Genomic DNA, 21,775 nt, shown 5'->3' on the forward strand with positions numbered 1-21,775 from the left:
ATCTGACAAATTTAATGCCGGTACCGGTGCGAGAAGCGCTGGTGCCGGCCAAGGGACCTCATGTTTCGCGGTGCGACGTCTTTAAATATGGATGCCAAGGGCAGGCTGGCTGTGCCAGCCAAGCACCGTGACGCCCTGCACGCTCAAAGCGAAGGCAGCCTGGTCCTGACCGCCCATCCTCACCGTTGTCTGCTCCTGTATCCCCAGCCTGCCTGGGAGCCCATCCAATCCAAGGTCATGGCGCTTTCCAGTTTCGACCGCCAGTCCAGTGCGTTGCAGCGCTTGCTGGTGGGGTTTGCCGAAGACGTGGAGCTGGACAGTGCCGGCCGCTTGCTGGTTTCCCCGGTATTGAGGGAATTCGCCGGGTTGGAGAAGCAGGTGATGCTGGTGGGGCAGGGCAGCCACTTCGAGCTCTGGAGCATGGAGGCCTGGCGGGCCCAGTTGCAGCAGGTGATGTCGGCCGAGAATATGGGGCTGCCCGCCGAGTTGGAGGGCTTTTCGCTGTGAGTACAGGCATTCGCCATGTACCCGCCTCCCAGGTTTCTCAGCATGTAACGGTTTTGTTGGACGAAGCAGTGGAAGCGCTGGCGATCAAGCCTGACGGCACTTATGTCGACGGCACGTTCGGCCGGGGCGGACATAGCCGCAGGATACTGGATAAGCTGGGGCCGCACGGGCATCTGGTGGCGCTGGACCGCGACCTGGCCGCCGTTGAGGTCGCACGGGATATCAAGGATGCGCGCTTCACGATCGTCCACAGTCATTTTGCCGCCATGGCGGAAGTCCTGGCGGATCTGAATATTCAACAAGTAGATGGTGTGTTGCTGGATCTGGGAATTTCATCTCCACAGATCGACGAGGGCGAGCGCGGCTTCAGCTTCAGGTTTGACGGCCCGCTCGATATGCGCATGGACCAAAGCCGTGGACAGACAGCGGCAGAGTTCATCGCGGCTGCAACGGAACAAGAACTGACGGGGGTAATTAAGGAATATGGTGAAGAACGGTTTGCTAAACAGATTGCAAGGGCGATTGTTGCGCAGCGCGCAGGAGGGGTGGTCATCTCCACTACCGGACAACTTGCCAAGATCGTGGCAGGGGCGGTCCCAAAAGTCGAGCCTGGCCAAGATCCGGCGACGCGCACCTTTCAGGCTTTACGGATTTTCATCAATCAGGAGCTTGAGGAATTGTCGCTGACCCTTCCTCAGTGCCTGTCGCTGCTGGCGCCGCAAGGGCGTTTGGCCGTGATCAGCTTCCACTCGCTGGAAGACCGCATCGTGAAACGCTTTATCCGTGCCGAGCAGGACAGGGATGACCTGCCCGCGAATTTCCCGGTGCGTGCCAAGGATCTGCCGCAGCCCCGCCTGGTGGCGGTCGACCGCGCGGTGCGCCCGGGCGATGCCGAGGTCAGGTGCAACCCGCGTTCACGCAGCGCCGTATTGCGCGTTGCGGAAAGGACCTCGGTGCAATAGTGGCCAAGCTTAACCTGATCCTCTTCCTGGTGGTGATAGTAGCTGCGCTGGGCGTCATTACGTCCCAGCACAAGGCGCGCAAGCTCTATATCGAGCTACAACAGCAAGAGGATGCGGCCAAGCAATTCGAGATAGAGTGGGGCCAGTTGCAACTGGAGCAAAGCACCTGGGCCATGCATTCCCGCATCGAGCAGATCGCCGAGCGGCGCCTGAACATGCAGGTGCCTGATCCAAGCCGCATCCAGGTGGTTGCGCCATGATGGGGGCGATGCGCATGCGTGTGGGAGCGAAGCCGCGGGTCGTGGTCAGGCTGCCGGTCTGGCGCCGCCGCCTCCTGCTGGTGCTGGTGCTGTGCGGTTTTGCCGTGCTGTTGGGCCGCAGCGTCTATTTGCAGAGCGTGCATAAATCCTTTCTGCAGCAAAAGGGCGATGCGCGCTACAGCCGCCTGCTGAGCCTGCCCGCGCACCGCGGCAAGATCACTGACCGTTACGGCGAGCCGCTGGCGATCAGCACGCCTGTGGAGTCCATCTGGGCCAGTCCGCCAGACGTGAAGGTGACGCATGAGCAATTGGCGAAACTGGCGGGTATCCTCAAGATCAAGCCGGAAGCGATCAAATCCAAGTTTGACAATACGCAGCGTGAATTCGTTTATCTCAAGCGCCGCTTGCCGCCTGAGCTTGCCGCGCAGGTGATGAGCATCGGCATTCCCGGTGTCTTCATGCAGCGCGAGTATCGCCGCTATTATCCTGCCGGAGAAGTGACTGCTCACCTTGTCGGCTTTACCGGCATTGACGATAACGGCCAGGAAGGCTTCGAGCTGCATTCTCAGAAATGGTTGTCCGGCAAGCCGGGCAGCCGACGCGTGATCAAGGATAGGCAAGGGCGCATCGTCGAAGACCTCGAAGCGGTCAAGGTGCCGCAGGACGGGCGCGACCTGGCGCTTTCCATAGACCGCAAGATCCAATACCTGGCTTACCGCGAATTGGCGGCGGCGGTGGAAGAGCACAAGGCCAAGGCGGGTTCTGCGGTCGTGCTGGATGCCAAGACCGGCGAGGTGCTGGCGATGGCAAACGTGCCCAGCTACAACCCGAACAATCCGGTCAACCTGACCGGGGGGCGTTCGCGCAACCGCGCGATCGTCGATACCTTCGAGCCTGGCTCAACACTGAAGCCTTTTACCGCCGCCGCGGCTCTCGATAGCGGACATTACAAGCCGAGCACGCTCATCGATACGTCATCCGGCGCCATGCGCATCGGCAAAGCCACGATCCGTGATGCGCACCCGCAAGGCGTGCTCACGGTCGCGCAGGTGATCCAGAAATCCTCCAATATCGGTTCGGCCAAGATGGCGCTAAGCCTGGAGCCGCACTACATGTGGAGCATCTATAACCAGGTCGGGTTCGGCTCCGTGACGCGCATCGGCTTCCCCGGCGAAGCTTCCGGCAGGCTCCGTAATTACAAGACCTGGCGCCCGATCGAGCAGGCTACCATGTCTTATGGCCATGGCCTCAGCCTGACCTTGCTGCAGCTGGCGCGTGCCTATACCGTATTTACCAACGACGGCGCCTTGCTGCCAGTCTCGCTGCTCAAGCTCAAGGAGCCTCCCGTCGGGCATCAGGTGTATACCCCTGAAACCTCACGTCACCTGCGCGACATGATGGAGACAGTGATCCAGCCTGGCGGCACTGCCCCAAGGGCACAGGTGCTGGGCTACCGTGTCGCAGGCAAAACCGGGACGGCGCACAAGCCCGGCGTTGGCGGCTATCAGGCCAACCATTATGTGTCCTCGTTTGTCGGTTTTGCGCCTGCATCCAACCCGCGCTTGATCATTGCGGTGATGATCGACGACCCAAGTGGCGGCAAATATTACGGCGGTACGGTGGCCGCTCCGGTATTCAGTAAGGTGATGTCGGGCGCGCTGCGCATGCTGGCGGTTCCGCAGGATGCGCCGAACAACAATGTCGTGATTCCTGTCGACGAGCTGCCCGAGATCAAGGAGGTGGTATGAGCCTGGCCAGCCTTGATCGCCATCATTTCACCGGCATGACGTCGGATAGCCGCCGTGTTTCCGCCGGCAGCCTGTTCCTTGCCTATCCGGGAGAACAGGCCGACGGACGCCGTTTCATCGAGCAGGCCATCGCCAACGGGGCGGCCGGCGTGGTATGGGAGCAGGAAGGATTCGACTGGAATCCCGCATGGGCCGTTGCCAACCATCCGGTAATAGGTTTGCGCTACCAGGCAAGCGTCATTGCCGGGGAATTCTACGGTAATCCGTCTCGCCAGCTCTGGATGATAGGCGTGACCGGCACCAATGGAAAAACTTCCTGCAGCCATTGGTTGGCGCAGGCGTTCAACGCCCTTCAACGCAAGGCGGTGGTGATCGGCACCCTGGGCAACGGTTTTCCGGATGCCTTGTACGCTGCGGCGAACACTACGCCTGACCCTATCCTGCTGCAATCCATGCTTGCCGACTACCTGCAGGCGGGCGCCGAAGTGGCGGCGATGGAGGTTTCCTCGCACGGGCTGGACCAAGGGCGGGTGAACGGCATCGATTTCAAGGTCGCCGTACTGACCAATCTGACACGCGATCACCTGGATTATCACGGCGATATGGCGAGTTACGCCGACGTCAAGCGCAAGTTGTTCCGTTTTGACGGCGTGCAGACCGCCATCCTCAACCAGGACGATGCCTTTGGCCAGGAGCTGCTGAGCGAGCTCAAGGCCAAGGGCAAGCATGTGCTGAGCTATGGATTGAGCGGTGGGGACGTGCGCGGCCATGATCTGTACTTCGACGCCGAGGGCCTGCATATGCATGTGCATACCCCGCAGGGTGAAGCCGCGGTGCATGCCAAGCTGGTGGGGCGCTTCAATGCCAGCAACCTGCTCGCCGTATTGGCGACATTGCTTGCATCGGAAGTCGCACTGGAAGACGCGGTGCGCGTCCTGGCTGAAATCCGGCCTGCACCCGGGCGCATGCAGCAACTGGGCGGTGGCGGCCAGCCATTGGTCGTGGTGGATTATGCGCATAGCCCCGATGCGCTGGAAAAGGCATTGCTTGCCTTGCGCGAGCAGACGAAGGCCAGCCTCATTTGCGTATTCGGCTGCGGCGGCGACCGGGACAAAGGTAAGCGTCAGCTGATGGCGGAAGTCGCTTCAAGACTGGCAGATAAGGTGATCGTGACTTCGGACAATCCGCGCAGTGAAGACCCCGGGGCGATCATTGCCGAGGTCGTGGCCGGCTTGCATGGCCCGGCCCAGGTGGAGCCCGATCGGGAAAAAGCCATTATCCAGGCGATCAGGTCGGCACAGGCGGGCGACGTCGTGCTGATCGCGGGCAAGGGGCACGAGGATTACCAGGAAATTTCGGGGATACGGCATCCATTCAATGATGCTGCGGTGGCGGCCAACATATTAGGGGTCGCCGCATGATGTATCTATCTGAAATCGCCAAGGCAACGGGTGGCACTCTGATCGGCGACGACGTGCTGGTCCAGTCCGTAGGCACGGACAGCCGCAAGCTGGAGCCAGCGCAGTTGTTCGGGGCGCTCAAGGGTGAGCGATTCGACGGCCATGATTACGCCCAAGAGGTATTGAACCAAGGCGCTGCTGCCTTGTTGCTATCTCGTGCTGTCGGGGCTGGACCCGCCGTATTGGTCGAGGATACCCGTCTTGCGCTGGGTCAATTGGCCGCCTACTGGCGCCGGAAATTCAATATTCCCGTGGCGGCCATTACCGGCAGCAACGGCAAGACCAGCGTCAAGGAAATGCTGGCAGCGATCCTGCGGGTGGCGGCAGGCGCGGATGACGCCGTGCTTGCGACCCAGGGCAACCTGAACAATGACATCGGCCTTCCGCTTACGCTACTGCGCTTGCGTGAGCGCCATCACTATGCCGCGGTGGAAATGGGCATGAACCATGTTGGCGAGATCAGCTATCTGACACGGATCGGCCACCCGGACGTGGCATTGATCAACAATGCGACTGCCGCGCACCTGGGCGGCCTGGGTTCCGTCGAGGGGGTGGCGAAAGCCAAGGGCGAGATTTTCGAAGGCCTGGCAGATGACGGCGTGGCGGTGATCAATGCCGACGACGCGTTTGCCGACTTATGGCAATCCTTGGCAGGACGGCACCGCATCGTGCGTTTCGGCCTCAATACCGGGGATGTTACGGCGGATTATGCGCTGCATTCGGAAGGCAGCGACCTGCAATTGAGCACTCCGGCCGGCGAACGCGCATTGCGCTTGCCCGTGCCAGGGCTGCACAACATCAGGAACGCACTGGCCGCCACAGCCGTCGCTTTGTCCATGGGCGTGCCGCTGGATGCGGTTGCCGAGGGCCTTGCCGGTTTTGCCGGCGTCAAGGGCAGGTTGCAGCGCAAGCCCGGCAGGCACGGCGCATTGCTGATCGATGACACTTACAACGCCAACCCTGCTTCCATGCACGCCGCGATCGACGTGCTTGCCAGCCAGCCTGGAAAACGCTTGCTGGTCGTGGGCGACATGGGTGAGTTGGGCGAGAACGAAGCGGCATTGCATGCTGAATTGGGCGCGTATGCCAAGGCGGCAGGCGTGGATGCCCTGCATGCGCTGGGCAGCTTGTCTGCCAAGGCCGTGCAAGCATACGGCAGTGGCGCGAGCCATCACGAGACGGTGGAAAGTCTGACGGCATCCCTGCTACCCGAGTTGGATGCCGATACCACGGTGCTGGTCAAGGGGTCGCGTTTCATGCGCATGGAGCGTGTCGTCGACTTGCTGCAAGAACAAAAGGAGAAACCATAATGCTGCTTGAACTCGCCCGTTGGCTGGCCCAGGATATTCGCGGCTTTAATGTGTTCAATTACATCACGCTGCGCGCCGTCCTCGCAACATTGACGGCATTGACGATTTCCTTCCTGGTGGGTCCCAAACTGATCCGTAAGCTTACCGAATACAAGGTCGGGCAGTCCGTGCGCGATGATGGCCCGCAAACCCACCTGGTAAAGGCTGGCACCCCGACCATGGGCGGCGCGCTGATCCTCATCGCGATTGCAGTCTCGACCCTGCTTTGGGCCGACCTCTCCAACCGTTTCGTCTGGGTGGTGCTGATCACAACCCTGGGTTTCGGCGTGATTGGCTGGATCGATGACTGGCGCAAGGTGGTCTACCGCAATCCCAAGGGTTTGTCAGCCAAGGCGAAATATTTCTGGCAGTCATTGATAGGTGCGGGCGTTGCGGCTTATTTGTTCCATACCGCGACGGTGCCGGCGGAGACCGAGCTGATCGTGCCGTTCTTCAAGCACCTGGTGCTGCCGATGGGTGTGGTGAGCTTCATTGTGCTGACCTACTTCGTGATCGTTGGTACCAGCAATGCGGTCAACCTGACCGACGGGCTGGATGGCCTCGCGATTATGCCCACCGTGATGGTGGCGAGCGCACTGGCGGTGTTTGCCTATGTCGCGGGCCATCTTTACTTCTCCAAGTACCTTGGCGTGCCCTATGTGCCCGGGGCGGGTGAGCTCACCGTGTTCTGTGCGGCGATCGGCGGCGCGGGCCTAGGCTTCCTCTGGTTCAACGCCTATCCCGCGGAAGTGTTCATGGGCGACGTCGGCGCACTGGCGCTAGGAGCCGCGCTGGGCACCGTGGCTGTGATTGTGCGCCAGGAAATCGTGCTGTTCATCATGGGCGGTGTGTTCGTGATGGAAACCATTTCGGTGATGCTGCAGGTGGGGTCGTTCAAGCTCACGGGCAAGCGGATATTCCGCATGGCGCCCCTGCATCACCACTACGAGCTCAAAGGCTGGAAAGAGACGCAAGTCGTGGTCAGGTTCTGGATCATCACCATGATGCTGGTGCTGGTTGGCCTCTCCACGTTGAAGCTGAGATAAGAAAACCGGTTAAAGGATTTATGCTGCAACTTAAGGACAAACAGGTGTTGGTGCTGGGGCTGGGAGATACCGGTCTTTCGGCATTGCGCTGGCTCGCTCGCCAGGGCGCACGCCTGTCCGTTGCCGACAGCCGTGAACTGCCGCCAGGCCTGGATGCGGTCAGACAGGAGTTTCCCGGCATTGCAGTGCATCTGGGGCCGTTCACTGCGGCTGCGTTCCAGGGGGCGGACTTGATCGTGGCCAGTCCGGGCGTGCCTGTGGTTGAACCTCAAATCCAGGCTGCCCTCGAACGTGGCGTGCCGGTGGTAGGCGACGTCGAGTTATTTGCCCAGGCAAAGCCGGCGCATGCCAAGGTCATCGCGATCACCGGCGCGAACGGCAAGAGCACTGTTACTACGCTGGTGGGCGAGGTTTGCAAGGCCGCGGGATTGAAAACGGTGGTGGCGGGGAATATCGGTCTGCCAGTGCTGGATGCGATCGACACGGTGGCAGATGTCTATGTGCTCGAGCTCTCCAGCTTCCAGCTCGAAACTACCTATAGCCTGAAGGCGGATGCCGCCACGGTGCTCAATATCAGCGAAGACCACATGGACCGCTATGTCGACATGCAGGCGTATGCCGATGCCAAGGCGCGCATTTTCGCCCATGCCGGACTGCAGGTGCTCAATGCCGACGACATATGGAGCCGGGAAATGTCAGTTGACGGCATCGCCCAGCTTACGTTCGGCCTAGGTGCGCCGCGCAATGAACAGGAGTTCGGCCTGCTGCATGACGCCGGCGAAGCCTGGCTTGCCCGCGGACAGCGCAAGCTCATGCCGGTAGCCGACCTGAGGATTACAGGCCTGCACAATGCAGCCAACGCCCTGGCGACGCTGGCTTTATGCAGCGTGCTTGATATCGACGAGGCTATTGCCTTGCAGGCATTGCGCGATTTCAAGGGCTTGCCGCACCGGGTGCAATGGGTGGCCGATGTCGACGGCGTATCCTTTTATGATGATTCCAAGGGCACCAATGTCGGCGCCACCGTCGCGGCGCTCAACGGCTTGAACCGCAAGCTGGTGCTGATTGCGGGCGGCGATGGCAAGGGACAGGATTTTGCGCCCTTGCAAACGCCCGTGGCCGGGCATGCGCGCGGCGTAGTGCTGATAGGGCGCGATGCCGCGATGATTGCTGATGCATTGCAGGGCACAGGCGTGCCGCTGGAGCATGCCGATACGCTCGAAGAAGCCGTGGTGAAGGCGTTCGGCCTGGCGGACATCGGCGATGCCGTGCTGCTCTCGCCAGCTTGCGCGAGCCTGGACATGTTCCGCAATTACGTGCACCGCGCAGAGGTGTTCGTGCAGGCGGTCAATGGCCTGCAGAAAAGAGAGGCGCGTGCATGAACAACATGATGTACATGCTGAGCGGGCGCGACCGACTGACCTCCTCATCGTCAACTTATGACCAGGGCTTGGTCTGGGTCACCCTGATCCTGCTCGGCATCGGCCTGGTCATGGTGTATTCCGCTTCGATTGCATTGGCGGAGGCCGACAAGATGACCGGGCACCAGCCGACCTATTTCCTGGTACGCCACTCCATTTTCCTCGTGATCAGCCTGACGGCGGCCTTGCTCGCATTCCAGGTGCCTACCCGGTTCTGGCAGAAGATGGCGCCGTATCTGTTCCTGCTGGGCCTGTTCCTGCTGGTGCTGGTGCTGATTCCCGGCGTCGGCCGCAATGTCAACGGCAGCCAGCGCTGGCTGTCGCTGTTCGTCATCAATCTGCAGCCTTCGGAATTCATGAAGCTGTTTGCCGCGATCTATGTCGCGGACTACACCATCCGCAAGGCGGAAGTGATGGACAGCATCAAGCGCGGCTTCCTGCCCATGGTGGCGGTGATGGTGGTGGTCGGCTGGCTGCTGCTGCGCGAACCTGACTTCGGCGCATTCAGCGTGATCGTGTCGATTTCCATGGCGATCCTCTGGCTCGGCGGCATCAACGCCCGCATTTTTGTCGGCCTCATGGCTCTGCTGCCGGTGGCGGTCGTGGGGCTGATCTGGAGTTCGCCATACCGCCTGCAGCGCGTGATCGGATTCATGGATCCCTGGGCCGACCCGTTTGGCAAGGGCTACCAGCTTTCGCATGCCCTGATTGCATTCGGGCGTGGCGAATGGCTGGGCGTCGGCCTGGGCGCCAGCGTGGAGAAACTGCTCTACCTGCCTGAAGCGCATACTGACTTCCTCATGGCGGTGATCGCCGAGGAGCTGGGCTTCATCGGCGTCATGGTCGTGGTCGCCTTGTTCGCTTGGCTGGTGGTCCGCGCCTTCCGTATCGGCAAGGAAGCCGTCGCCAACGAGCGTTACTTCTCCGCCCTGCTCGCGCAAGGCATAGGTGTCTGGATCGGTGTGCAGAGCATCATCAACATCGGCGTGAACATGGGTGTGCTGCCTACCAAGGGCCTGACCCTACCCCTGCTGTCGTTCGGCGGCAGCGGCATTTTGGCCAACTGCATTGCGTTGGCGATTCTGCTCAGAGTCGACTGGGAGAATAGACGGATACAGAAGGGCTTGCCAGCATGAGTAAGACCTTACTCATCATGGCAGCAGGCACCGGCGGGCATGTCATGCCGGGCCTGGCCATCGCCAAGGCCATGCAGGTGCGTGGCTGGAACGTACATTGGCTGGGAACTTCGCATGGCATGGAAAACCGCCTGGTACCGCCAAGCGGGTTGCCGATGACTCAGCTCAAGTTCTCAGGCCTGCGCGGCAAGGGTTGGAAGCATACGGTGCTGGGTGTATTCCGCCTGCTGGGCTCTACTTGGAAGGCATGGCGACTGCTGCGCGAATTGAAGCCGCAGGCCGTGCTCGGCATGGGCGGCTACGTCACGGTGCCGGGTGGCTGGGCCGCCAGGGCGGCAGGGGTGCCGCTGGCAGTGGTGAATGCGGATGCCGCCTTGCTGATGTCGAACCGTGCGCTGGTCAAGCATGCCAAGCGCGTATTGTTCGGCTTCGACGGTGGCGCTGCGACATTGGGTGACATGGCGTTCAAGGCGCGCGTGACCGGTAATCCGGTGCGGGCCGAGATCGTGGATATTGCACCGCCGGAGCAACGCTTTGCCGGCCGCCAAGGGCCTCTTCGTTTATTGGTGGTGGGTGGCAGCCTGGGCGCGCAGGTATTGAATGCGACCTTGCCCAAGGCGCTGGCCTTGCTGCCGGCAGCGCAGCGGCCGGTGGTGACCCACCAGTCCGGTGCGCAGCATATCGATGCCTTGAGCGCAGCTTATAAGGAAGCGGGCGTGGAAGCTAGTGTGGCGCCTTTTATCGACGACATGGCAGCCGCTTACGCCGAGGCAGATGTGCTGGTATGCCGTGCGGGAGCGATCACGGTGAGTGAGCTGGCGGTGGCCGGCGTTGCCAGCATCCTGGTGCCGCTGGTGGTGTCGACGACTTCGCACCAGCGCGACAATGCGCGCTGGATGGCGGAACACGGCGCGGCTATCCATTTGCCGCAGCAGGAAATGACGCCGCAGAGGCTGGCTGCGCTGCTGCAGGAACTGACTCGCACTCGCCTGCTGGCGATGGCGCATGCCGCGCGCGAGTTGGGCAGGCCGAAGGCGACAGAGACGATTGCGAATGAACTGGAAAGTATTGCCCTGCCGTTGCAGGGAGGGAAGCGCCCATGAAACATAAAGTGAAACACGTGCATTTCGTCGGTATCGGCGGTTCGGGCATGAGCGGCATTGCCGAAGTCCTGCTCAACCTGGGCTTCAACGTGAGCGGTTCCGACCTTGCCGATAACGCCACCACGCGCAGGCTGGCCGGGTTCGGCGCCAGGCTGCACCAGGGACACGCCGCGGAGAACCTCGGGGAGGCCGATGTGGTGGTGATTTCCAGCGCGGTCAAGGACGACAACCCCGAAGTGGTCGCGGCGCGCGAGCGCAGCGTTCCCATCATTCCGCGCGCGCTGATGCTGGCCGAGCTCATGCGTTTCCGCCAGGGGATCGCGATCGCGGGCACGCACGGCAAGACCACGACCACCAGCCTCATTGCCAGCATCCTGGCGGAAGCCGGGATGGATCCTACCTTCGTGATCGGCGGGCGGCTGGAAGCCTCGGGCAGCAATGCGCGCCTGGGGTCGGGAGAGTTCATTGTCGCGGAAGCCGATGAATCGGACGCCTCCTTCCTGCATCTCACCCCCATCATTTCCGTGGTCACCAATATCGACGCCGACCATATGGACACGTACGGCCATGATTTCGAGCGCCTCAAGGGCGCGTTTGTCGAATTCCTGCAGCGCCTGCCGTTCTACGGCATGGCCGTGGTATGTATCGACGACCCGAATATCCGCGCCATCCTGCCGCAGGTTTCCAAGCAGGTGATGCCGTATGGCTTCTCGGAAGAGGCTCGTATCCGCGCCAGCAACGTGCGCGCGGAAAATGGCCGCATGCATTTCACAGTAAGCCGTGTCAACGGCGTGACGACCACGTTTGATGTGACGCTCAACCTTCCCGGCAGGCATTACGTGCTGAATGCGCTGGCTGCGATTGCGGTGGCCAGCGAGCTCAACGTACCCGATAGCGCCATCATCAAGGCGCTGGCCGAATTCAAGGGCGTGGGGCGCCGTTTCGAGCGCTACGGCGAAGTGCCGGCCAGAAGCGGCGGACAGTTCACATTGATAGACGACTATGGTCACCACCCGGTCGAAATGAGTGCCGTGATTGCCGCCGCGCGCGACGCCTTCCCAGGGCGCAGGCTGGTGCTGGCTTTCCAGCCGCACCGCTATACCCGTACGCGGGATTGTTTCGAGGATTTCGTCAAGGTGCTCTCGGGCGCCGATGTGGTGTTGCTGACCGAAGTGTATTCCGCAGGCGAGGCGCCCATCGTGGCTGCCGACGGGCGTTCGCTTGTGCGTGCAATCCGCGTTGCGGGCAAGGTGGAACCGCTGTTCGTGGAAACGACGCAGGAGTTGCCGCAGGCAATCGTGGACATGGCGCAGGATAGTGACGTGGTGATCGTGATGGGCGCGGGCTCCATAGGCCAGGTCGCCGCCAAAACCAGGGAGTTGGCGGCCGCTGCAGAGAGCGTACCCATGGAGGCTGTGCAGTGACGGTCACGGTCGCGACAGGCAACTTGCTCTATGACGAGTCATTGGCCCGTTATACCAGTTGGCGTGCGGGCGGAGCAGCCGAGCGGCTGTATATTCCCGCCGGCCTGGACGATCTACAGCAATTCCTCGCGGGGTTGCCTGCCGACGAGCCGCTGCATTTCATTGGCCTGGGTTCCAACCTGCTGGTGCGCGATGGTGGCGTCAAGGGAACAGTGGTTCTCATGCATGGCGCATTGACCACGCTGCAGGCGGATAAAGGATTTGTCTACGCCGAAGCAGGCGTGACCTGCGCCAAGCTTGCCAAGTTTGCCGCGCGCCAGCATAAGCATGGCGCGGAGTTCATGGCGGGCATACCGGGCACCGTGGGCGGTGCCCTGGCGATGAATGCCGGCTGCCATGGCGGCGAGACCTGGGAGATTGTCGACCGCGTGCTGACCATAGACCGCGAAGGCAAGCTGCACGAGCGCAACCACCAGGCGTTCGCCACCGCCTACCGCCATGTGGAGATGCCGGTGGCGGACGAATGGTTCGTCGCCGCCTGGTTCAGGCTGGCGGATGGGGATGCGGTGGAAGCGGAGGCGAGGATCAAGCAGCTGTTGGCAAGGCGTCTGGCGACCCAGCCGTTGAACCTGCCGAATGCTGGGTCGGTATTCCGCAACCCGCCGGGAGACCATGCGGCGCGATTGATCGAGGCCAGCGGCCTCAAGGGGTACAGCATCGGCGGGGCGCAGGTGTCGGAGAAGCATGCCAACTTCATCGTCAACCAGGGCGGTGCGACGGCAAGGGATATCGAGCAATTGATCCTGCATGTGCAGGCGGTAGTGAAGCAAAAGCAGGGCGTGGACCTGCAACCGGAAGTGAGAGTGATTGGAGAGGATGGGCATGAGTAGGAGTTTCGGCAAGGTGGCCGTGCTGCTGGGCGGCAAGTCGGGCGAGCGCGAGGTGTCGCTGAAGAGCGGTGGCGCTGTGCTGGCTGCCTTGCGCCGCGGCGGCGTCGATGCCCATGCCTTCGACCCGGACGAGCGCGAGCTGAGCGAGCTGGCCGGATTCGACCGCGTGTTCATCGCACTGCATGGCCGCTATGGCGAGGACGGCACCATCCAGGGCGCGCTGGAGCTCATGGGCATCCCGTATACCGGCAGCGGCGTGATGGCGTCCAGCGTGGGCATGGACAAATGGCGCACCAAGCTGCTCTGGCGCGCGGCTGGCGTGGCGACGCCCGAGTTCGAGCTGGTCGATGCCGATAGCGACTTTGCCGCGATCGAGCAGCGTCTCGGCCTGCCCTTGTTCGTGAAACCGGCCAATGAAGGCTCCAGCATCGGTATCAGCAAGGTGAAGGCGGCAGGCGGCCTCAAGACGGCCTACGAGCTGGCGGCCAAGTCCGACCCGCTGGTGATCGCGGAGCAATTCGTCGGCGGCGGCGAATACACGGTGGGCATTCTCGGCGATGAAGCCTTGCCCGTGATCCGCATCGTGCCTGCCAACGAGTTCTACGACTACGAGGCCAAGTACTTGCGCGACGATACGCAATACCTCTGCCCGTGCGGGCTGGATGCCGCCTTGGAGGAAAAGATCAAGGCCGAGGCGTTGCAGGCGTTCCGCGTGGTCGGCGGGCAAGGTTGGGGCAGGGTGGATTTCCTCATGGATGAGGTCGGCCGGCACTACTTCCTTGAAGTGAACACCTCGCCCGGCATGACTGACCACAGCCTGGTGCCGATGGGAGCAAAGGCGGTCGGGCTCAGTTTCGATGAGCTGGTGCTGAAGGTATTGGAGCTTGCGCATGTGGGATAAGCCGCGCGCCCTCAACTGGGTGGCGAACCTGCTCAATGCGCTGGCGGCAGTGATGTTTTTATATGGGCTGGTGTATGTGGTCGTGCACCTGCCGATTTTCCCGCTCAAGGAAGTGCGGGTGGAAGGCAAGCTGGAGCATGTGACGCGCGAGCAGATCAAGCTGATCGCGGACCGGCATTTGCAGGGCAATTTCTTCACGGTGGACGTGGTGAAGGCGCGCGACGCCTTCCAGAAGCTGCCGTGGGCGCGCAAGGTCAGCGTGCGCAAGCGTTGGCCCGACCGCCTGGAAGTGGTGATCGAGGAACAGAGGGAGCTGGCGCGCTGGGGCAATATTGCGTTGGTGAACACTTACGGCGAGTTGTTTCATGCGGCATCCGATAGCGACCTGCCGGTGTTCTACGGTCCCGGTGACGGCGTGGCGGAAGTGGCGAAGCAATACGGCGTCTACAGCCAGATACTAGGAACTGGCACCGGCATGCACATCGCGCAGCTGGCGTTGACCCCGCGCCGCGCCTGGCAGATCAAGACCAATACCGGCATGGTGATCGAACTGGGCCGGGAAGAGATGGAGACGCGCTTGCAGAAGTTCGCCAGCGTATACGAACAGACATTGGGCGGGTTGAAAGTGGCGATCAACTATGCCGATTTGCGCTATCCCAACGGTTTTGCCGTACGCAAGCCCGAGGGATTGAAGCCAAAACGCAAGACAGGAGCAGCCTGAGTAACATGGAAAATTGGAGAAATAAATGAGCAGGGTCCGGGAAGATAAGAACCTCATCGTCGGGCTGGATATAGGCACTTCGAAGATCGTCGCGATCGTGGCCGAGTTGCAGGTGGACGGCAGCCTCAAGGTCATCGGCCTGGGGCAGAACACCTCGCGCGGCCTGAAGAAGGGCGTGGTGGTGAATATCGATTCCACCGTGCAGGCCATCCAGCGCGCGCTGGAGGAGGCCGAGCTCATGGCGGATTGCAAGATCAGCACCGTGTTCACCGGCATTGCGGGCTCGCATATCAAGAGCCTCAATTCGCACGGCATGGTGAAAATCAAGGATGCCGAGGTAACGCAGATGGACGTGGACCGCGTGATCGAAACCGCACGCGCGATCGCCTTGCCGTCCGACCAACAGATCTTACATATCCTGACGCAGGAATTCATTATCGACGGCCAGGAGGACGTGCGCGAGCCTCTGGGCATGAGCGGCATGAAGCTGGAGGTCAAGGTGCATATCGTCACCGGCGCCGTTTCCGCTGCGCAGAACATCGTCAAGTGCATCAAGCGTTGCGGCCTGGAGGTGAGCGACCTCATTCTGCAGCCGCTGGCTTCCAGCCTGGCGGTGTTGACTGAGGACGAGAAGGAGCTCGGCGTCTGCCTGGTGGATATTGGCGGCGGCACGACCGACATCGCCGTGTTCAAGCAGGGCGCGATCCGCCATACGGCCGTGGTGCCGATCGCTGGCGACCAGATCACCAACGACGTGGCGGTGGCGTTCCGCACGCCTACTCAGTCGGCGGAAGAGATCAAGATCAAGCATGGCTGCGCCTTGCGCCAGCTGGCCGACTCGCGCGAAGTGGTGGAAGTGCCCGGCGTCGACGGCCGCGACCCGCGCCAGTTGTCGGTGCAGACACTGGCGGAGGTGATCGAGCCGCGCGTGGTCGAGCTGTATGAATTCGTGCTCGGCGAGCTGCGCCGTAGCGGCATGGAGGAAATGATCGCCTCCGGCATCGTGATTACAGGCGGTTCCTCCCTCATGAAGGGGATGGTGGAACTGGGTGAAGAGATTTTCCACATGCCGGTGCGCCTTGGCATGCCGCGCAATGTGGGAGGTTTGTCCGAGGTGGTAGGCAATCCGCGGTATGCCACCGGGGTGGGACTGGTGTTGATGGGCCAGCAACAAGTGGAACGTCAGCTCCAGGGACAGATGGAGTCCAATTCTTTCAGCCAGGTGTTGAGCCGGATGAAGAGTTGGTTCCAGGGTAATTTCTAGTAGTTGAGTGGATCGGTTTGTAAGCGATTGTGTGTAAGCAATAGTGCTTTTTTCGAGTTTAGGCAGACGTAACTTTGGAGGAATTTAACATGTTTGAGATTATGGACAGGGACTCACAAGAGGCCGTGATCAAAGTGATAGGCGTGGGCGGTTGCGGTGGTAACGCAGTGGCGCACATGATTGCCAAGGAAGTCGGCGGCGTGGAATTCATTTGCGCCAATACCGACATGCAGGCGCTGAAGAAGAGCCAGGCCAAGACTGTGCTACAGATCGGCACCGACATTACCAAGGGGCTGGGTGCTGGTGCGAAGCCAGAGATTGGTCGCGAAGCTGCGCTGGAGGACCGTGACCGTATTGCCGAGATCATCGACGGCGCGGACATGCTGTTCATCACCGCTGGTATGGGTGGCGGTACCGGTACTGGTGCTGCTCCTATCATTGCCGAAGTCGCCAAGGAAATGGGTATCTTGACCGTTGCGGTAGTGACTAAGCCATTCTCTTTTGAAGGGAAACGTACCAAGGTCGCACAGGAAGGCCTGGAAGAACTTTCCAAGCACGTCGACTCTCTTATCATTATCCCTAATGAAAAGCTCATGCAGGTGCTGGGCGAGGACGTGCCGTTTCTGGAAGCGTTCCAGGCGGCTAACGATGTGTTGCATAACGCGGTTTCCGGCATTGCCGAAATCATCAATTGCCCTGGCATGGTGAACGTCGACTTTGCCGACGTGCGTACCGTGATGTCCGAGATGGGCATGGCGATGATGGGGTCTGCAACGGCTACCGGCAGCGAGCGTGCGCGTATCGCGGCTGAACAGGCCGTGGCAAGCCCTCTTCTGGAAGACGTGAACCTGGCCAATGCGCGCGGCGTGCTGGTCAACATCACTGCAAGCACTTCCTTCAAGATGAAGGAATACTACGACGTGATGAACACCATCAAGGAGTTCACTGCGGATGATGCGACCGTGATCGTCGGTAATGTATTCGACGAGTCCATTGGCGATGGCTTGCGCGTCACCATGGTGGCAACCGGCTTGAATGGCGCAGTAGCACGCCGCCAGCAGAAGCCCGAGCTGCGCGTGATGACCCAGGTGCGCGACGGTACGACCAACCAGCCTGTCTACATGGGCGGCATGGATGACGAAGGCCCGGCGGTATTCAGCTCCAATGGCCGACGCGCCCAGGTGGAAGCCATGAAGATGTCAGGCGTGGAGGAATACGATATTCCTGCATTCCTGCGCAAGCAGGCTGATTAAGGCATTGCCTGGGCCCGCAAGGGCCGGTGGGATGCCTGCCCGCTCCGGGCGGGGCAGCGCCACGTGCTATAATATGGCAATTATGTGAATGAGGGCTCTCGCGAGAGGGACAGCAGTGCTTAAACAAAGAACGCTGAAAAAAGAAATAAGCGCCACCGGTGTTGGCTTGCATTCCGGCGACAAGGTTACCCTGACCTTGCGGCCGGCGGCGCCCGATACCGGTATCGTATTCCGCAGGGTCGATCTGCCCGAGACTGCGGAATTCAAGGTGCAGCCTCATCTCGTTACCGACACCAAGTTGTGTTCCGCGCTGGAATGCAACGGTGCGCGGGTTGCCACGATCGAGCACCTGATGTCTGCCCTGGCTGGATTGGGCATAGACAACATCCACATCGAGCTCAACGCGGGCGAAGTGCCTATCATGGACGGCAGTGCCGGGCCTTTTGTCTTTCTTCTGCAACAGGCCGGCATTGTCGAACAGGATGCGATGAAGAGGTTCATCCGCATCAAGAAAGCCGTCGAGTATCGCGAAGGCGACAAGTGGGTGCGTTTCGACCCATATTTCGGCTTCAAGCTCGACTTCACGATTGATTTCAACCATCCTGCGGTGGAGCATACCGGGCAGCGGATTACCATCGATTTCGCCGATAATTCCTATATCAAGGAAATCAGCCGCGCACGCACGTTCGGCTTCATGCACGAAGTGGAAGCCTTGCGCTCCATGGGTCTGGCCCGCGGCGGCAGCCTGGACAACGCCATTGTGCTGGACGAGTTCCGCGTGTTGAACAGCGACGGATTGCGCTACGACGACGAATTCGTCAAGCACAAGATGCTGGACGCCATCGGCGACCTGTACGTATTGGGACACCCCTTGATCGGCGCGTTCAGCGCGTACAAGGCGGGTCATTACATGAACAACCAACTGTTGCGGACATTGCTGGCCGACGGCGATGCCTGGGAATACGCTACTTTCGAGAAGTTCGAGGAAGCGCCCGGTGCCTTCCAGAATCCCATCGGCCTGCCGCCCGCATTGCAATACGTCTAAGCCATGCTGGTATTGCGCATCCTGCTGGTACTGGGCTTGATCTCGGTTGCCGTGTCGCTGGGTGTCTACTTCATCTCCGGCGACAAGCGCTATCTCAAGTTCACTTGGCAGTTGACCAAGTTCACATTGGTCATGCTCATGGTGGTGGCTCTGGTGATCTCCATGGGTCGCATCATTCTTTACTAGATTCCTCAATTGCAGCGGCCATCCACGGGTGGCTATGCTATGCTTGGTCAAGCGTCATGGTTTGGGTATAACACAATGCAGTTAAGTAAGGTTGACGTCACGCAGGCAGCCGGTCTGCGACGTGCAGGCAAAGCCAAATGGTTGGGCAATTGCAGGATGGCTTTGGCTTCAATCCTGCTGGCTGGCGCGTTGGTGCTGGGCAATCAGCCTGTGCATGCCGCCGGCCCCGACGACCTCTTCCTGAGCGCGCGTGCCGCGTATAACGCGCGCAACCTCAATGCGCTCACCACCGCTTCGCAAAGCCTGCATGCGCAGCATTACATTCTCGCTCCCTATACCGATTATTGGCGCTTGCTGCTCGACCTGAACCAGGCCAGCAGCCAGTCCGTGCAAAACTTTCTCGAGCAATACAAGGACGCTCCGTTTGCCGATCGCCTGCGTGGCGAATGGTTGAAGGTGCTCGCACGGCGCCAGGATTGGGACGCGTTTTTTGCGGAATATCCCAAGTTCCAGCGCGAGGATATGGCTGTCAGCTGCTATGCGGCTGACGGCGGCATCCAGCAAGGGCTGGAGTCCGCCGTCAAGGATGGCAAAGCACTTTGGATGACGGGCAGCGAGCTGCCTGCCAATTGCGGCGCCGTGTTCGAGCGCTTGCAGAAAGGCGGGGTGTTGCGCGAGGAGGATATCTGGGCGCGGACCCGTCTGCTGCTGCAAGGCTCGAAGATCACCGTCGCCAAAACCGTGCTGCAACGCCTGCCCGACATTGATAAGAATAACCTCAAGCTGTTGGACCGGGTTTACCAAAATCCGCAGCAAGTGCTGGAAAAGCGCCAGATCAGCTTCAAGAGCCGCTTGGGCAGGGAGCTCAACCTCTATGCGCTGGAGCGACTGAGCCGCAGCCAGCCCGCATTGGCACTGGACTTGTGGGAAAAGCTGCATGGCAATTTCGATGTGGCCGACCGCGACTATTTCTGGGGGCGTTTTGCCCTGCATGCCGCACGCAAGCACGACCCCGCCGCGTTGACCTATTTCCAGCGCGCTGGCAGCACCGTATTGGACAAGGACCAGCAGGAATGGAAAGCCAGAGCTGCCATGCGCGCCGGCGACTGGAAGGCATTGCAGGCCGCTATTGCCGCCATGCCGGAATCGCAGCAGGAGGAACAGGTGTGGCAGTACTGGAAGGCCCGTGCGCTCAAGGAGCAGAAGCAGATCGTCGCGGCCAACCTGATACTGGTCAAGCTTGCCAAGGAAAACACCTATTACGGCCTGTTGGCGGAAGAAGAAATGGGGGATGCCCTGGGCGCTACGCCCGATCCTTACAAGGCGAGTGCGGACGAAGTGCGGGCAGTATTGGATCAAGCCGGCATACAGCGCGCCCTGGCGCTGCGCAGGTTGGAGATGCGTTGGGAGTCGCGCGAAGAGTGGCGATTTGCCAGCCGCGACTTCGATGACAAGCAGCTGATCGCCGCTGCCGAAGTGGCGTTCCGTGAAGGCTGGTACGACATCGCCATCAGCACGGCCGACCGCACCAAGCTGCTGCACGATTTCGCTTTGCGCTATCCCACGCCCTATCGCGACCTCATGCAGGGCTATGCCGCGGATAACGCCTTGGACGAGGCCTGGGTATACGGCCTGATTCGCCAGGAAAGCCGCTTTGTCAGCTGGGCCAAGTCCGTGGTCGGCGCCTCCGGCCTGATGCAGGTGATGCCTGAGACCGCGAAGTGGATCGCCAAGCGCATGGGCATGGGGGACTACAAGCCTGCCATGATCAACCAGCTCGACACCAACCTGAAGTTCGGCACGCATTACCTGCGCTATACCATGGACAAGATGGACCAGCAGCCGTTGATGGCGACCGCAGCTTATAATGCAGGGCCGGGAAGGCCCAAGCGCTGGACGTCGGACAAGCCGCTGGAAGGGGCCGTGTATGCGGAAACCATTCCTTTCAGCGAAACGCGGGATTACGTCAAGAAAGTGCTGGGCAACTCCATCTATTACTCGCAGCAGCTGGGCACTAAGCCCCAGACGCTGAAACAGCGGTTGGGGACTGTGCCGGGGATAGGTGAGCCCGTCAACCCGGAACAAGATTAGCAGGCACTCAACATAGGCAAGCAAAGGGACATGAGGTAATGCAACGTATCAGGCAAGTATGTGTGATTGGTGGCTCTGGTTTCGTGGGCAGTGCGGTCGTGCACAAGCTCAGCGTCGCCGGGTATGACGTCAAGGTATTGACCCGCAGACGCGAAAGCAGCAAGCATCTCATCCTGTTGCCCAACGTGCAGGTCGTCGAGTGCGATATCTTCAATGACACGGCGCTCTCCGGGCACTTGCACGCCCAGGATGCCGTGATCAACCTGGTCGGCATCCTGCATGAATCCTCGCAAGCCGGTTTCGACAAGCTGCATGCCGAGTTGCCGGCACGCATCGTCGACATCTGTTGCAAACAAGGCGTGAAGCGCCTGCTGCACATGAGCGCGCTCCAGGCCAACGCCAATGCCAAGAGTGCCTATCTGCGCTCGAAGGCGGCTGGCGAGGCCGCTGTGCTGGCGCGTGCCCGCGAGGTCGATGTGACGGTGTTCCGTCCCTCCGTCATCTTTGGCCGCGGCGACCAGTTCCTCAACCTGTTCGCCAACGTGGTCAAGATATTGCCCGTGGTGGCCGTCGCCAAGCCCAATGCACGCTTCCAGCCGATCTGGGTGGAGGATGTCGCCCATGTCTTCGTCGCCGCCCTGGATAATGTCAGCACCTATGGCCGCAGCATCGACCTAGGCGGACCCCAGGTCTACACCTTGCAGCAGCTGATCGAGTTCGTGGCGTTCCTGCTCGGTAAGAAACGTCGGATTGTCCCGCTCAACGATACGCTTTCCTATTACCAGGCTTATGTCATGGAAAAGCTGCCGGTGAAGCTCATGACGCGCGACAACCTGTTCAGCATGGAGGTGGATAGCGTATGCGCCGCGCCGGTGAAGGAGCTGTTCGGTGTCCCGACCACGGCGCTGGAGGCGGTGGCGCCGGAATACCTCGTCGGCGATACTCCGCGCAGCGCCTATGACCGTTTCCGCAGCCTGGCCGGGCGTACGTTCAGCAAGCGGTAAACTC

20 protein-coding genes are annotated in these 21,775 nt (G+C 60.9%); all 20 read left to right on the forward strand.

All coding sequences use genetic code 11. The features are described 5' to 3' along the window. Positions 1 to 60: 60 nt before the first annotated feature. Positions 61 to 507 (forward strand): division/cell wall cluster transcriptional repressor MraZ, encoded by a 447-nt coding sequence (mraZ, locus tag ACW4YW_RS12340; protein WP_309566220.1) that lies wholly within the window; start codon positions 61 to 63, stop codon positions 505 to 507. Further along, positions 504 to 1,469, forward strand: a complete 966-nt coding sequence (gene rsmH / locus ACW4YW_RS12345) for a 16S rRNA (cytosine(1402)-N(4))-methyltransferase RsmH (RefSeq protein ID WP_457137827.1) — start codon at positions 504 to 506, stop codon at positions 1,467 to 1,469. Before mraZ ends, rsmH begins: the two co-directional genes overlap by 4 nt. Then, positions 1,469 to 1,729: a cell division protein FtsL gene (gene ftsL / locus ACW4YW_RS12350; RefSeq protein ID WP_309566222.1), complete on the forward strand. Its 261-nt coding sequence runs from the start codon at positions 1,469 to 1,471 to the stop codon at positions 1,727 to 1,729. The genes rsmH and ftsL overlap by 1 nt, the downstream gene beginning before the upstream one ends. Beyond that, positions 1,726 to 3,477 carry a peptidoglycan D,D-transpeptidase FtsI family protein gene (locus tag ACW4YW_RS12355; RefSeq protein ID WP_457137828.1) on the forward strand — a complete coding sequence of 584 codons (1,752 nt, stop codon included), beginning with the start codon at positions 1,726 to 1,728 and terminating at the stop codon, positions 3,475 to 3,477. Before ftsL ends, ACW4YW_RS12355 begins: the two co-directional genes overlap by 4 nt. Further along, positions 3,474 to 4,898, forward strand: a complete 1,425-nt coding sequence (locus ACW4YW_RS12360; protein WP_457137829.1) for a UDP-N-acetylmuramoyl-L-alanyl-D-glutamate--2,6-diaminopimelate ligase — start codon at positions 3,474 to 3,476, stop codon at positions 4,896 to 4,898. Before ACW4YW_RS12355 ends, ACW4YW_RS12360 begins: the two co-directional genes overlap by 4 nt. Then, on the forward strand, positions 4,895 to 6,247 hold the full coding sequence (locus ACW4YW_RS12365; protein WP_457137830.1) for a UDP-N-acetylmuramoyl-tripeptide--D-alanyl-D-alanine ligase: 1,353 nt from the start codon (positions 4,895 to 4,897) through the stop codon (positions 6,245 to 6,247). Before ACW4YW_RS12360 ends, ACW4YW_RS12365 begins: the two co-directional genes overlap by 4 nt. Continuing rightward, positions 6,247 to 7,332 (forward strand): phospho-N-acetylmuramoyl-pentapeptide-transferase, encoded by a 1,086-nt coding sequence (mraY, locus tag ACW4YW_RS12370; protein WP_457137831.1) that lies wholly within the window; start codon positions 6,247 to 6,249, stop codon positions 7,330 to 7,332. Before ACW4YW_RS12365 ends, mraY begins: the two co-directional genes overlap by 1 nt. Before the next feature lie 20 nt (positions 7,333 to 7,352). After that, entirely contained in the window at positions 7,353 to 8,714 is a 1,362-nt protein-coding gene (gene murD, locus ACW4YW_RS12375; protein WP_457137832.1) for a UDP-N-acetylmuramoyl-L-alanine--D-glutamate ligase, read from the forward strand. Next, a complete protein-coding gene (ftsW, locus tag ACW4YW_RS12380) occupies positions 8,711 to 9,889 on the forward strand; it encodes a putative lipid II flippase FtsW (RefSeq protein ID WP_457137833.1) in 1,179 nt (392 codons plus the stop codon). Before murD ends, ftsW begins: the two co-directional genes overlap by 4 nt. Beyond that, entirely contained in the window at positions 9,886 to 10,992 is a 1,107-nt protein-coding gene (murG, locus tag ACW4YW_RS12385; RefSeq protein WP_457137834.1) for an undecaprenyldiphospho-muramoylpentapeptide beta-N-acetylglucosaminyltransferase, read from the forward strand. Before ftsW ends, murG begins: the two co-directional genes overlap by 4 nt. After that, on the forward strand, positions 10,989 to 12,416 hold the full coding sequence (gene murC / locus ACW4YW_RS12390; RefSeq protein WP_457137835.1) for a UDP-N-acetylmuramate--L-alanine ligase: 1,428 nt from the start codon (positions 10,989 to 10,991) through the stop codon (positions 12,414 to 12,416). The genes murG and murC overlap by 4 nt, the downstream gene beginning before the upstream one ends. Then, on the forward strand, positions 12,413 to 13,306 hold the full coding sequence (gene murB / locus ACW4YW_RS12395; protein ID WP_457137836.1) for a UDP-N-acetylmuramate dehydrogenase: 894 nt from the start codon (positions 12,413 to 12,415) through the stop codon (positions 13,304 to 13,306). Before murC ends, murB begins: the two co-directional genes overlap by 4 nt. Beyond that, positions 13,299 to 14,207 (forward strand): D-alanine--D-alanine ligase, encoded by a 909-nt coding sequence (locus tag ACW4YW_RS12400; RefSeq protein WP_457137837.1) that lies wholly within the window; start codon positions 13,299 to 13,301, stop codon positions 14,205 to 14,207. Before murB ends, ACW4YW_RS12400 begins: the two co-directional genes overlap by 8 nt. Beyond that, positions 14,197 to 14,928, forward strand: coding sequence for a cell division protein FtsQ/DivIB (locus ACW4YW_RS12405; RefSeq protein WP_457137838.1), 732 nt, complete (start codon positions 14,197 to 14,199; stop codon positions 14,926 to 14,928). The genes ACW4YW_RS12400 and ACW4YW_RS12405 overlap by 11 nt, the downstream gene beginning before the upstream one ends. 25 nt (positions 14,929 to 14,953) lie before the next feature. Continuing rightward, a complete protein-coding gene (ftsA, locus tag ACW4YW_RS12410; RefSeq protein ID WP_457137839.1) occupies positions 14,954 to 16,192 on the forward strand; it encodes a cell division protein FtsA in 1,239 nt (412 codons plus the stop codon). Between the two features lie 89 nt (positions 16,193 to 16,281). Beyond that, positions 16,282 to 17,445, forward strand: a complete 1,164-nt coding sequence (gene ftsZ, locus ACW4YW_RS12415) for a cell division protein FtsZ (RefSeq protein WP_309566234.1) — start codon at positions 16,282 to 16,284, stop codon at positions 17,443 to 17,445. 115 nt (positions 17,446 to 17,560) lie between these two features. Next, complete coding sequence (gene lpxC, locus ACW4YW_RS12420; RefSeq protein ID WP_457137840.1) at positions 17,561 to 18,490, forward strand: UDP-3-O-acyl-N-acetylglucosamine deacetylase; 930 nt, start codon at positions 17,561 to 17,563, stop codon at positions 18,488 to 18,490. Between the two features lie 3 nt (positions 18,491 to 18,493). Further along, the gene (locus ACW4YW_RS12425; protein ID WP_407993082.1) at positions 18,494 to 18,676 is read left to right on the forward strand and encodes a hypothetical protein; all 183 of its coding nucleotides are present in this window, start codon (positions 18,494 to 18,496) and stop codon (positions 18,674 to 18,676) included. Between the two features lie 156 nt (positions 18,677 to 18,832). Continuing rightward, complete coding sequence (locus ACW4YW_RS12430) at positions 18,833 to 20,767, forward strand: transglycosylase SLT domain-containing protein (RefSeq protein ID WP_457137841.1); 1,935 nt, start codon at positions 18,833 to 18,835, stop codon at positions 20,765 to 20,767. A 38-nt stretch (positions 20,768 to 20,805) separates the two neighbouring features. Next, positions 20,806 to 21,771 (forward strand): complex I NDUFA9 subunit family protein, encoded by a 966-nt coding sequence (locus tag ACW4YW_RS12435; RefSeq protein WP_457137842.1) that lies wholly within the window; start codon positions 20,806 to 20,808, stop codon positions 21,769 to 21,771. The last annotated feature ends 4 nt before the right edge of the window (positions 21,772 to 21,775 follow it).

It is taken from the genome of Methylobacillus pratensis, assembly GCF_054072455.1.

What these genes read in the sequence shown, in the direction of transcription:
- mraZ (WP_309566220.1), top strand. Translation starts at nt 61, where the DNA reads ATGTTTCGCGGTGCGACGTCTTTAAATATGGATGCCAAGGGCAGGCTG.
- ACW4YW_RS12355 (WP_457137828.1), top strand. Translation starts at nt 1,726, where the DNA reads ATGATGGGGGCGATGCGCATGCGTGTGGGAGCGAAGCCGCGGGTCGTG.
- ACW4YW_RS12360 (WP_457137829.1), top strand. Translation starts at nt 3,474, where the DNA reads ATGAGCCTGGCCAGCCTTGATCGCCATCATTTCACCGGCATGACGTCG.
- ACW4YW_RS12365 (WP_457137830.1), top strand. Translation starts at nt 4,895, where the DNA reads ATGATGTATCTATCTGAAATCGCCAAGGCAACGGGTGGCACTCTGATC.
- mraY (WP_457137831.1), top strand. Translation starts at nt 6,247, where the DNA reads ATGCTGCTTGAACTCGCCCGTTGGCTGGCCCAGGATATTCGCGGCTTT.
- murD (WP_457137832.1), top strand. Translation starts at nt 7,353, where the DNA reads ATGCTGCAACTTAAGGACAAACAGGTGTTGGTGCTGGGGCTGGGAGAT.
- ftsW (WP_457137833.1), top strand. Translation starts at nt 8,711, where the DNA reads ATGAACAACATGATGTACATGCTGAGCGGGCGCGACCGACTGACCTCC.
- murG (WP_457137834.1), top strand. Translation starts at nt 9,886, where the DNA reads ATGAGTAAGACCTTACTCATCATGGCAGCAGGCACCGGCGGGCATGTC.
- murC (WP_457137835.1), top strand. Translation starts at nt 10,989, where the DNA reads ATGAAACATAAAGTGAAACACGTGCATTTCGTCGGTATCGGCGGTTCG.
- ACW4YW_RS12400 (WP_457137837.1), top strand. Translation starts at nt 13,299, where the DNA reads ATGAGTAGGAGTTTCGGCAAGGTGGCCGTGCTGCTGGGCGGCAAGTCG.
- ACW4YW_RS12405 (WP_457137838.1), top strand. Translation starts at nt 14,197, where the DNA reads ATGTGGGATAAGCCGCGCGCCCTCAACTGGGTGGCGAACCTGCTCAAT.
- ftsA (WP_457137839.1), top strand. Translation starts at nt 14,954, where the DNA reads ATGAGCAGGGTCCGGGAAGATAAGAACCTCATCGTCGGGCTGGATATA.
- ftsZ (WP_309566234.1), top strand. Translation starts at nt 16,282, where the DNA reads ATGTTTGAGATTATGGACAGGGACTCACAAGAGGCCGTGATCAAAGTG.
- ACW4YW_RS12425 (WP_407993082.1), top strand. Translation starts at nt 18,494, where the DNA reads ATGCTGGTATTGCGCATCCTGCTGGTACTGGGCTTGATCTCGGTTGCC.
- ACW4YW_RS12430 (WP_457137841.1), top strand. Translation starts at nt 18,833, where the DNA reads ATGGCTTTGGCTTCAATCCTGCTGGCTGGCGCGTTGGTGCTGGGCAAT.
- ACW4YW_RS12435 (WP_457137842.1), top strand. Translation starts at nt 20,806, where the DNA reads ATGCAACGTATCAGGCAAGTATGTGTGATTGGTGGCTCTGGTTTCGTG.